Origin of the sequence: Pseudoalteromonas sp. TB25, assembly GCF_000497995.1 — a bacterium.
Lineage (GTDB): Bacteria > Pseudomonadota > Gammaproteobacteria > Enterobacterales > Alteromonadaceae > Pseudoalteromonas > Pseudoalteromonas distincta.
In genome coordinates this window covers 1-12,430 of record NZ_AUTI01000075.1, presented here as the reverse complement: position 1 = coordinate 12,430, position 12,430 = coordinate 1, and the positions used below count along the sequence as shown (strand labels likewise).

At 37.2% G+C, this 12,430-nt stretch carries 8 protein-coding genes; 3 read left to right on the top strand and 5 right to left on the bottom strand.

Features of this window, described 5'->3' with window-relative positions; translation table 11 throughout:
• From L652_RS0101475 to L652_RS0101455, 4 genes are all read right to left on the bottom strand, one after another.
• The coding region (locus tag L652_RS0101475) for a FimV/HubP family polar landmark protein (protein ID WP_024594854.1) at window positions 1-2,491 on the bottom strand (2,491 nt) is incomplete at its 3' end.
• 354 nt (window positions 2,492-2,845) lie between these two features.
• The gene (locus tag L652_RS0101470; RefSeq protein ID WP_024594855.1) at window positions 2,846-3,862 is read right to left on the bottom strand and encodes an aspartate-semialdehyde dehydrogenase; all 1,017 of its coding nucleotides are present in this window, start codon (window positions 3,860-3,862) and stop codon (window positions 2,846-2,848) included.
• Window positions 3,863-3,910: 48 nt separating this feature from the next.
• The gene (locus tag L652_RS0101465) at window positions 3,911-5,032 is read right to left on the bottom strand and encodes a 4-phosphoerythronate dehydrogenase (protein WP_024594856.1); all 1,122 of its coding nucleotides are present in this window, start codon (window positions 5,030-5,032) and stop codon (window positions 3,911-3,913) included.
• 265 nt (window positions 5,033-5,297) lie between these two features.
• Complete coding sequence (locus L652_RS0101455) at window positions 5,298-7,520, bottom strand: TonB-dependent receptor (protein WP_024594857.1); 2,223 nt, start codon at window positions 7,518-7,520, stop codon at window positions 5,298-5,300.
• Between the two features lie 409 nt (window positions 7,521-7,929).
• On the opposite strand from L652_RS0101455, the gene L652_RS0101450 reads away from it, so the two are divergent.
• From L652_RS0101450 to L652_RS0101440, 3 genes are all read left to right on the top strand, one after another.
• Window positions 7,930-8,520, top strand: coding sequence for a LuxR C-terminal-related transcriptional regulator (locus L652_RS0101450; RefSeq protein ID WP_024594858.1), 591 nt, complete (start codon window positions 7,930-7,932; stop codon window positions 8,518-8,520).
• Between the two features lie 320 nt (window positions 8,521-8,840).
• A complete protein-coding gene (locus L652_RS0101445; RefSeq protein WP_024594859.1) occupies window positions 8,841-9,971 on the top strand; it encodes a porin in 1,131 nt (376 codons plus the stop codon).
• Between the two features lie 12 nt (window positions 9,972-9,983).
• Window positions 9,984-10,391, top strand: coding sequence for a hypothetical protein (locus tag L652_RS0101440; RefSeq protein ID WP_002962772.1), 408 nt, complete (start codon window positions 9,984-9,986; stop codon window positions 10,389-10,391).
• A gap of 188 nt (window positions 10,392-10,579) precedes the next feature.
• On the opposite strand, the gene L652_RS0101435 is transcribed toward L652_RS0101440, so the two are convergent.
• Window positions 10,580-12,205 carry a methyl-accepting chemotaxis protein gene (locus L652_RS0101435; RefSeq protein WP_024594860.1) on the bottom strand — a complete coding sequence of 542 codons (1,626 nt, stop codon included), beginning with the start codon at window positions 12,203-12,205 and terminating at the stop codon, window positions 10,580-10,582.
• Between the last annotated feature and the right edge of the window lie 225 nt (window positions 12,206-12,430).

Here is a 12,430-nt window from a genome sequence, read left to right as displayed (position 1 = left end):
CAGGCTCTTCTTCAAGCTCAGGTTCTTCTTCAAGCTCAGGCTCATCGTAAAGCTCAGGCTCTTCTTCAAGCTCAGGTTCTTCTACAAGCTCAGGCTCATCGTCTAGCTCAGGCTCTTCTTCAAGCGCAGGCTCATCGTAAAGCTCAGGCTCTTCTATAAGCTCAGGCTCTTCTTCAAGCTCAGGTTCTTCTATAAGCTCGGGCTCTTCATTTAATGATGAAGCAAGCGACTCAATATCATCAACATTTAATTCTTCTTGAGCATCTGCTAAATCCTCAACTGAGTCTGCCAATGCATTATCAATTTCTGAATCTCTTACATCTGAATTTTTTACTTCATCATCAATTAGGTTATCTATGTCGTCTAAATCAAAGTCATCGCTTTGTTCAACTAATGAATCATTTGCAGTATCAACCGCAGTCTCATCAATTAAGCTATCTATGTCGTCTAAATCAAAGTCGTCACTTTCCTCAACTAATGAATCATTTGCAGTATCAACTGCTGCCTCATCAATTAAGCTATCTATGTCGTCTAAATCAAAGTCGTCACTTTCCTCAACTAAAGAGTCATTTGCAGTATCAACTGCAGCCTCATCAATTAAGCTATCTATGTCGCCTAAATCAAAGTCGTCACTTTCCTCAACTAATGAATCATTTGCAGTATCAACTGCTGCTTCATCAATTAAGCTATCTATGTCGTCTAAATCAAAGTCGTCACTTTCCTCAACTAATGAGTCATCTGCAGTATCAACTGCTGCTTCATCAATTAAGCTATCTATGTCGTCTAAATCAAAGTCTTCACTTTCCTCAACTAATGAGTCATCTGCAGTATCGACTGCAGCCTCATCAATTAAGCTATCTATGTCGTCTAAATCAAAGTCGTCGCTTTCTTCTAGAAGTTCATCTTCGTCGAGTAACTCTGCATCAAGTGAGCCATCTACCACATCACTTTTTGGGTCATTCGCCTCATCAATTAAGCTATCTATATCGTCTAAATCAAAATCGTCGCTTGTATCAAGTTCAGCTGAAGTGTTATTTGAGGTATCTAATTCTGTTGATGTTTGATCTAATAATTCATCTATATCAAAATTATCTTCATCTGCAAGCTCTTCACTTAAAGCCGCCATTTCATCATGAGATTCTAAGCTGTCATCCTCTAAAGCTTCGCTTGTTTGCGGTGCATCAAATTCAGGTAGACTATCGTCTTCATCAAACAAGCTATCTAAATCGTCATTAGTTAGGATTTCATCATTGTTAATTGAGTCATCAGATAAGTCTAAATCTATATCTTCAGCGTTTTCATCTGAAGGTTGATCAAACCCTTGCTGCATAAAAATATCGAGCTCATCATCGTCATCGGTATTTTCATCATCAAAAACAATGTCATCGCTTAGCAAGCTTTCGAGCTCATCCTGATCAAGTAAATTTTCGTCGCCAGAAAAATCATCTAAGCCGTCGTCTAAATCATCATTAGGCAACATATCACTTTCGAGACTATCATCTAATTGAACACTCAAGTCATCTAAAGGGTCAGGTACAATTGGATCGTCATTTAAGCTTGGGCCTAAATCATCATCGCCAGCATAGGTTGGGGTTTGTGGTAAAAAGTCATCATCGTTTTGCGGCTCTTCTTGATTACTTGCTCGTTTGCGTAAAAACATAACGATTGCAAAAATAATCAGTAACCCAGGAATAAACATTAACAAGCCCAGTACTATGGGGTTTGAAAATAATGAGCCAAAATCAAATGACTCTTTTGGTATTACTTCTTGTTTTTTTTGTTGGGCAATAATCTCGTTTTGTTTAACGATGAGTTCTTTTAACTGATTTTGAATTTCGCTGTCTTGTCCTAATTGCAAACGTAAGTTTTCGAGCTCTTTAGATATTCCTGATAACTGTTTTTTAAGATTATTATTTTCAACTAAAATCTCTTCTACATTACTAACTGAGCTTTTAAACTGTTGTTGTAACTCAACAAGCTTAGTACCTTGCTCTGTTTTTATTTCATTTAATTCTTTCTGTATCTCTTTTTTAGCATCGTCTACATCAATTTTACGCGCTTGAGTTACTTTTGTTTGCGCTGAGTTAATTTCGCTTTGTGTAAGCGTGCCATTTTTTTTCTTTTCCCATAATGCATCATCTTGCTCAGAGCGTTGCTTTGCGAGCTGCGTATTTACAGCTTTTATTTCGGCTAAGGTAGGGATTTTTAAATAGGCACCATTTTGAATGTGGTTAAGATTTTGTTCTAAAAATGAATCGGGATTTTTGTTATACAAAGCCTGCATAACTTGATAAATACTGACAGAATTGTCTGGGCGCACTTTAGCTGCTATACGCCAAAGCGTATCAGTTGGTTTAATTGGCCCAATTGATCGCCCTTGCGCACCATAGTCAACGCCTTTAGGCCCCTTTAATTGGGTACTGTCCTGAGAGTAAACTGGCGTTACTATCAATGCAGACGCTAATATAATAAGTGTAGCTAAACCGCGCATGCTGATCCTTTAATATTTAAATATTAATAAAACACCTAAAACTTAAGTGCATAAATATTGTTTATTATTGCTATTATCAGCCAAATGACTGACTCGCATTTATTATTACAATCTATTTTTATTGCAAGCTCTATTCCAATTACAAACTATAAACCAGTTAGAGCGTAATATCCATCGCAACACCTTGAAAATAAATGCCTTAAAACATCTTTATAAATATTAATTTATTGAGTGTTATCAATCAGTTTTTGTATTTTTAAAATTAAACGGCAAAAATTTGACAAGCCATATAAACAAAAAGCGGCAAACAACTACTGTTTACCGCTTCAAAAGCATGTTTAGCGCAATTAACTATTACATGTAATTGGCAATAAGCTCTTCTGCAATTTGAATGCTATTAGTTGCAGCACCTTTACGAGTGTTGTCACTTACAACCCACATGTTTAATCCATGAGGATGAGAAATATCAGCACGTAATCGACCTATATACACAGTATCGTTACCACTAGCGTCAGACACTGCTGTTGGGTAGTCACCTTCATCATCAATTAGCTCGACACCAGGCGCGTCTTTTAAAAGTTGTTTAACGTGTTCAAAGTCATAAGGCATGCGCGTTTCAATATTAATTGATTCTGAGTGCCCAAAAAATACGGGAACACGTACACACGTTGGGTTCACTGCAATAGTGGTATCACCCAAAATTTTATGAGTTTCGTTTACCATTTTCATTTCTTCGCGCGTATAGCCATTATCTTCAAAGCTATCAATTTGAGGAATAACGTTAAATGCAATTTGCTTTGGAAATACTTTATTATCCATAGGGCGTGCATTCATCAAATTAGCTGTTTGCTTTGCAAGTTCATCAACCGCGTCTTTACCTGCACCCGATACAGCTTGGTAAGTAGATACATTAATACGGTCTATTCCGTAAGCATCATAAATTGGTTTAAGTGCTAACATCATCTGAATAGTTGAACAGTTAGGGTTAGCAATAATATTACGATTTCTAAAATCAGCTAGGCTTGAAGCATTAACTTCTGGCACCACGAGAGGTATTTCAAAATCATTTCTAAAGTGCGATGTATTATCGATTACAATACAGCCGGCTTCAGCAGCAATAGGAGCATATTTTTCAGATACACTGCCACCAGCAGAAAACAAACCTATATGCGCTTGGCTAAAGTCAAAGCCTTCAACGTCAAGTACTTCAATGGTCTCACCACGAAACTTTATATCTTCACCTGCGCTGCGGCTGCTAGCAAGTAAAAAAAGCTGATCAACAGGAAACTTACGATCTGCTAGCGTTTCAATGATTTGACGGCCTACTAAACCAGTAGCGCCAAGTACGGCAACGTTATATTTTTGCGACATATTTCTTCCTCTATAAACGACATTAAAACAACATCGTTAGTTAAATAATTATTCAGCTATGCTAAAGCCAAGCTGGCTAAGTGCTGCTAGTTGTGAGCTATCACCTTGTAGAAATAAAGTGCTAAATTCTCGCCTTATTGGATAGTTTTTACGTAAACTATCAAAGCCGTCGCTCTCTAGACGACGAAGTAATATTCCGTCATCGCGGCGAACGTCATAAATTAAATGCACTAAACGAGCAATATCTTGCTCATTAAGGCTTTGCGTAACAGTTGCATTTGTAACGGCTGGTGTTGGTAAAAAATCATCCAACGATTTAATCGCCTCAACACCTTTGAGCTGACACAGTTTTTGATACAACATTTGTGTACCACGAGCTTTCCCCTCAAGTGTATGCCCTGCAATATGCACACTAGCGTAACGAACATGCTCTAGTAATTCAGTTAAAATATTGGGTTCTTTCTCCCATACATCAAGTACTAAATCTAAATCAGCCCCAGCTTCCATTACCTCAAGCAATGCTTGGTTATCAATTACATCGCCACGGCTTGCATTAATTAGCGTGGTTCCTGGCTTAAGTGCCTTTAAACGCTCTTTACCCATCATGTGCAGTGTTTTATGCTCGCCACTTTTAACAAGGGGAACGTGAAAAGTAACAACATCTGACTGCGCTAATAACTCATCAAGCGCTACATGCTCTTGTAATAAGCCTTGTTCGTGCTTAATCGGATCGCACAGCAGTACAACTACGTTTAATGCTTTTAATTTTTGCGCCAAACATGTACCAATGTTGCCCATCCCTACAATACCAATTGTTTGACCACACAATGGACGCGCATTTTCTTGGCTTAATGCAAATAAGCTACTAATTACATATTCAGCTACAGCAACAGCATTACAACCAGGTGCACTTGTAAAAGCAATATTTCTATCATGCAGTAATTGCGTATCAATATGGTCAATGCCGATTGTGGCAGTACCTACAAAGCTCAACTTGTTAGCTTGTACCAAAAGTTCATGATTAACATTTGTCACCGAACGAGTAAGAAGAACATCTACATCTATTAATTGTTCAGGCGTTAATTTACGACCATCAAAACGCTCAACCTCACCAAAGTCTGCAAAGTACTGCTCAACTAAAGGCATATTTTGATCGGCAAGAATTTTCATTACAGAGTCCGTTTGGCAATTAAGAGGCGCCATTGTAGCGAACAACCTAGCCTTTACACAAACTAAAAAGGCGCATTTTAGTTAATACAAAGACTCAAAAATGGGGATGTGGATTGTTTTAAATCAGCAATTAAAATTAGGAATTTAAACGATGCGAATAATAACTTTACTATTGAATACACAAAGGCCGAATCACAGCATGATTCGGCCTTTATTATGCAAAATAAACTTCAATTACATTATATTTTATTTACTTGATTTTAGTTTATAGCTCAAAGTCTTTTTTGAATTTCAAACCAAATTCACTTCGATCATTACTGCGCATTACGCCAACAAAACCTGATTGTTGAAGACGACCAACGTCGTAAACTTCGTTTAGAACGTTTTCACCATACAGTGTAACTTCCATATCGCCATATGGATTAGTGTAGGAAATATTAAAACCAACTAGTTCACGAGAATCTATTGTCTCACTTTGGTTATAAACTGATTGCCCTTGCATCTCGCTTCGGTACGAATAATTAGCATTAAACGCAAGTGTTGCGCCGCTCTCTAAATCCATAAAGTAAGAAGGTGCAACCATGACAGTCCAGCGTGGTGTAAGTGCTGGTGAATCGCCTTTACCTATACCTTGTACACCCTCAGCCACTTCTGTTATTTCAGAATCTAAATAACCAACTGCACTGCGAATAGTAAAGTCATCAGTAATAGCGACGGTTGTTTCAAGCTCAATACCTTGTGCTTTAGACTGACCCGCATTTTCTACAATTGTTACGAAACCGCCACCTGCTGTTGGGTCTGAAAATGGTAATGCTAAATCAGTGTAATCAGTCACAAATACCGCAAGCATCATAGATACATTTTCGTGTACTTGGCCTTTTAGACCCATTTCGTAGTTAACCGCTTTCGTTTCGTCAAATGATACAAACTGGTCTGGTCCACCAAATGGGCGCGGTGGAAAACCACCTGTTTGGTAGCCTTTTTGAATCTGGCCATACACATTCATATTATTGCTAAGCTGATAAGATGCATTTACATCCCACGTAACTGCATCAAAATCTGCACTTACATACTTACGAGTAGGAAATGATGGGAATATAGCATTTGCATCTTTTTCATCTTTTGAATAACGAAGACCACCACCTACCGTTAAATCGTCAGTTAAATCGTAGCTTGCATTAAAGTAGGCTGCGTAAGAATTAGTTTCTTGGTTAATTTCAAAATCGCCGTAACCACCAAATGATTCTGTTACTCCGTCATTCAATAAGCCATTGGGTGTATTAAATGGGCTGAATACAAATGGGCCTGAACGTGTAAAGCCATCTTCATTAAAAAAGTAAAGGCCTGACACAAAGTCCATATTATCAAATGTTGCATTTAGTTGAATTTCAAACGAGTACTGATCAGCTCCGCCCTCTTCTGGAAACTCAGATAAGTTTAAAGGTGATGCATCGTCATCTAGGCCACCTTCATACTCAGATGTACGGTAGCTTGAGATAAACTTAGTAGTATAAGTATCGTTAATTGCCCAATCAGCCGAGAACGATGTGCCCCAACCTGAGTAAGAAGTTGATTCAATACCTGCAACGGTTGTACCTAAATCATCAGGGTCTGATGGAATTAAATCTTGAGTCAATAATGGGAAGTCGCCATTAAACACATCGTTTGCATCTAGCGGGTCAGTTAATTCAATTGTGTAAGGCGATTGACCTGACTCGTTATCAACTCCATCTAAAGCAAAAGTGAATGCTAAATCGCTGTTCGCTTGCCATTTAAGGGCTATACGACCACTGAATTCCTCTTCCTCACCAATTTCTTTCTCTGGATTTGCTAAATTAACAGCTTCACCAACACCATCACGTGTTTTGTAAGATGCACTCGCAGACATGCTTAGTTCATCGTTTAGTGAGTTATTAAAATAAACATCACCAGCAATACGTCCACGACTTCCCAGCTTAGCTGAAGTAGTTACAATACCTTCATCCCCAGGTTGCTTTGTAATTACATTTACAGCGCCACCTAATGTATTACGACCATATAAAGTACCTTGTGGACCACGAAGCACTTCAACACGCTCAACATTAGGTAATGATAAATTAGAACCCATTTGACGACCTAAATAAACGCCATCTAAGTATACGCCTACACCTGGATCAGTAGTTATTATGTGATCTTGCAGACCAATACCACGAATGAACACAGACGCATGTGCTGCATTACCAACACCGTAACGGGTGATGTTTAAGTTTGGAACATATTTACCAATGTCTTCAAGATTACTCATATTGGCTTTATCAATTAGGTTCGCCCCAATTGATGTGATAGCGGTTGGAGATTCAAATAAGCTCTCTGTACGTTTACGAGCTGTGACTTCGATTTTTTCAAACGCGTCTTGTTTTGCGGTTGTTTTAGCTTCTTCAGCATTTACTGAGGTAGATAGTGCAGCGACAATTGCTAGGCTTAACTGTGAGAGTGTGCGTAGTTTCAAAATATTCTCCAAAGGATACCGTGTGATTTTTGTTATGCTTTTATATTAATAATATAAATTTTAGGCATAAAAAAAGACGCTAAATAGCATCTTTCCTCTGGACAGGTATTATATGACATTATTGTGAATAAATGTATAAGATTATTTAAATAAATTCATAGAAAATGACAGTAATTTAAGCATTGTTAGCTTTAAATGAATTATCATAAATAAACCCCTCTAATATTTACCTCACTAATGAACTGTTTTAAAACAAAAAATCTCATAAATACTACTTTAAAGAGCGCATAAAACATACTCATACATGTACTTTAGTGTATAAAAAAAGAGCTAAAACACATTCAGGTATCATTGAAATTAACTAAAAATAAGAATATAGTGCTAAAATGTAGTCTATGGATAGAATATTATGAATATTGAAAATACAGCCAATAAAAGCCCCACATGCTTCACCAGCCCAAATTACACATCACTTTTTTGTGTCGCAGCTGACTTCAACGTCCTACTTGTCAATTATCAAGCTTTAAATATTATTACAAACCATGAACTTATAAATCAGTTTATGCTAAAAAACGGTCACCAAGGACTCGTTATTTTTGACGTGCCCAAAGACGGTGATGTTTTGGCATTAAAAGAGTGGCCTAATTTGAAAGGTTTGTTTTATGAAGGCACTGACGAAGTACTACTGCAGCAAGGATTACAAGCAATAGAACAAGGAAAACTTTGGTTTCCACGTGCGGTAACTGATGGTTGGATGAGACAAATGCTAGCGAGTGAACAACAAACTGCGCTGCAATCAAATAACTTAACCTGCAAAGAAATGAAAGTATTAAACTTGTTATTTTCTGGCTTACATTCAAGCGCAATTGCAGACACTTTATTTATCAGTGAAGCTACAGTTCGTGTACATTTACACAAGGTGTATCAAAAAATCGCTGTAAAAAACAAGCAACAAGCATTGCTTTGGTGTCAAAAAAACTTAAATAAGATCAATAGTTAAAACCGATTAAGCAAACTTGATAATAGCTATTGTAATTACCAGCAACATTCGTTCTAACTCCTTAACCAAAGAACGTAAAAAGAAAATTTAGTTATAATATTCCCGCCATTTTAAAAAGCCTTATTAACTAGATTTAAAGTTTATTCTAATAAAATCATACTATTCTGCTTTTAATACATACATAAAATATATATGTTACAAAATTAAAAAGCCGTTACTAAATTTATTTTTATTAACTTCCTAAATTTATTAGATAAAAAACACTATCACTTCTATAATCCTATTGAAATCAACATCTAAATAACAAATAGGAAATACATATGAAAAAGCTATCTGTAGCAGTAGCTGTATGTGCTGTACTTGCATCTAGCTATGCAAGCGCTGAAGTACGTATTAATGGTTTTGCATCTATAGTGGGTGGTAAAAGCCTAGACAGTGATCAAACCTTATACGGATATGACGATGATATCTCATTTAAAAATGAGAGTAAGTTCGCTTTACAACTATCTGCTGATCTTCAAGAGAAGCTAACGGCTACGGCTCAAATTATTGCGCGTGGAGAGGACGACTTTGACGCCACATTCGAATGGGCATATGTTACTTATGAATACAGCGATGAACTGCAATTTAGCGCTGGTAAAATGCGTGTTCCTTTCTATAAATACTCAGATTTCTTGGATGTTGGCTATGCTTATCGCTGGGTACGTCCACCTCGCTCAGTATACGGTATCCCATTTTCGACTTATGAAGGCTTGAGTGTTGTTTACAACAATCAATTAGGAGATTGGGACTCTACTTTGCAAGGGTTTTATGGCGCTTTTGATGGCGATATAGATGTATTTGGAGATAGCTTACCTGCTGAGTTAAATAATTTAGGCGGTATAAACTGGAGCCTATCATACGACTGGTTCAGTGCACGAGCTGCATATATTGTGGCCGACACAAGCATTTCATCTAATGACAGCGGTTTAATTGGACTTGTTGAAGTACTTAATACTAACGGTTTAACGAGCACAGCAAATGATCTTACTACTGACGAAGATGAAACAACTTTTGTTGGTATTGGCTTCTCTATTGACTATGATAACTTCTTATTTGATGCTGAATATACACAGTTTGAAGTAGAGGGAAGTATTTTGGCTGAACAATCACAATACTATGCCTCTGCCGGTTATCGTATAGACGATGTTATTGTTCACTTCACCTATGAAAAAAATGATGATAAACATGATTCATCACGTTTTAATACTCTTGAATCAATTCCTTTATTAAATACTACAGTGAACTTTGCCCTAGAGAGCATGCGTGCAGAGAGTAACGTATACACAATTGGCGCACGTTATGACTTCCACCCTTCTGCTGCATTTAAAATTGACTTCAGTCGATTTGATGATGACATCACTGACACTGAAACGGATGTAGTAGCCGTTGGTGTTGATTTAGTATTTTAATTGGAGCGGAATATGAAAAAATTAATCCTAGCTAGTGCGCTTTCATTATGTTCTTTCGGTGCTTTGGCTGAAGTTGCAGTAATTGTAAATCCTGGTAATGCAAATGCACTTGATGCAGAGACTATTAAGAAAATTTACTTAGGAAAGGCCAAGTCGTTTGATAACGGCAATAAGGTCAACCCAGCAACTCAAAACGGTACCGCTATTGCTGATGAATTCAATTCTAAAGTGGTAGGTAAATCGAGCAGCCAATTAAATGCCTATTGGTCAAAACTTGTTTTTACAGGTAAAGGAACACCGCCTGAAAAGTTTGATTCAGATCAAGCTGTCATTGACTTTGTTGCCGCTAATGGTGATTCAATCGGCTATATAGATAGCAGTAAAGCAACTGACAAAGTTAAAGTGATTGCTACCTTTTAATTGCTATTATTAAATTAAAAAAACCACCTAATCGGTGGTTTTTTTATAACTTAACTTTAATAACAATTCGCTCGATTAAGTAAGATATTTTGAGGGAGAAAAACTGTTCAATAGAAATTTTAACACAGCTAGCGTCTGATCTGCCCTCTCAAATTGAATAAGCATTACTTCGAATTGATTTAGCTACGTTACTCAATTTTAAATTTAGCCGTGGCATCTAATAGGTTATCTGAAAGGTAATGAAGGTTTTTAGCTACATCCCTCACAGCCGTTAGCGAGTCCATTGTATCTTCAAATGATACGTGCATATTTGTCACGTTTTCTACAACCATAGCAGCAACTGATGTTTGCTCTTCTGTGGCAGCAGCAATTTGTGAGTTCATTCCATTTATTTCTAACATTTGCTCTGCAATTTTCTCTATAGAAATACCCGTTTTTTCTGCTGCAGTTGCATTATCTGTAGCCATATCTCTTGCAGTCGTCATTGCAGTAACTGATTCGTTAGCCGCTTCAGTTAAAGTAGTCAACAGCTCTCGAATCTCATTTGTAGAGTGAGCAGTTCGCGATGCAAGCTCTCTAACTTCATCAGCAACAACAGCAAAGCCTCGGCCATGCTCACCAGCACGGGCAGCCTCAATGGCAGCATTAAGTGCAAGTAAATTTGTTTGCTCCGCTATTGATGTAATAACATTTAATATTTGCGACACATTTTTTGTATCGTCTGCTAATTTATTGATAGTTGTAGCAGCGTGATTAATCTCATCACTTAACGTACGAGAAGCGGTCACTGATGTTTGTACTTGAGTTCGACTTTGCTCAACTTCTTTCTCTGCCGTTTGCGCTGCATGAGAAGCACTTGCAGCTGATTGAGAGATATCTCCTACACTCTGTTTCATCTCTTCCATCGATTGCTTTACAATCTCAGCATCAGTGGTTTGTTTAGTCGTTGCACGCTCCGCTTGTTCCATCCCCTGCACTAAGCGAGTAGAGTTTTCCATTAACGGTTCGCAAACCGCGATAATTTCTAACACCGTTTTTTTCAATATGCCAATAAAAGAGTTGAAGTTTATAGATACTTGACCTATTTCATCTTCAGAGTTAACTGTCAATTTAGTGCTTAGCGAGCCTTTACCGCTTGCTAATAAGCTTAAATTATTTGCCGCATCACTTGCCGAAGAAGCAATTCGCTTAGCTATCCAAATAGCCATAAAGAGCAATAAAATAAGCGATACAATAGAAACAACTAACATTAACGTAAGGGCGTAATCAGAGCGGTCCTTTGTGCTTGCAACAAGTTCAAAAAAACGATCGTCAGCTTTGACTTGTGCTGCCTTAAACTTTTCTAGGACATCGTTATAAAGCGCTGTTTTCCTCTGTGCTTGTTGTTGAATTTTACTAAAATCTGCTGTTCCATTTACCATGCCATTTGCGATAGTCGCTGATATTTTTTCGTAATTTGCGAGCTGCTCTTTAGTGTCACTGTGAATGTAAGAGGCATTTATTTTTTCTATCGCAATAATATTCAATTCAAGTTGCTTGTATGTGTCAGATGCTTTCTCGACTAAATCTTGCTCACCAAATGTTACGGCTTGGGTGTAAAGTTCGTCCAGCTTCTCTAAAATACCAACATTAGCTGATGTTAACTTAACAACTTTGTAGGATGATTTTTCCATTTCATCAAGTGCAATTCTATTATCATTCATAGCAAAATAGTTGATCAGAACAATCACTAAAAATGCAACGACAGCAATACTCGTAATCGCATGTATTTTTTTACTTATGCTGAGATTTTGAAAAGTGAAGCCTGAAGCCATTGTGAATACCTTATTTTATTGTCTAAATCTATTATCGGCTTATTACTCATAAGTGTTAACTAAATTTGTAAAATTTCTAGTTTTTTTTACAAACAATTCAAAATTCTACATAACTAATTGCCCTTTAAAAAAAGAAAGTACAAATAACATTCAATTTAAATCGCAGGCACAAAAAAACCAGTAACATTTCTGTTACTGGTTTCTAAATTTGGTGCGGATGGGGGG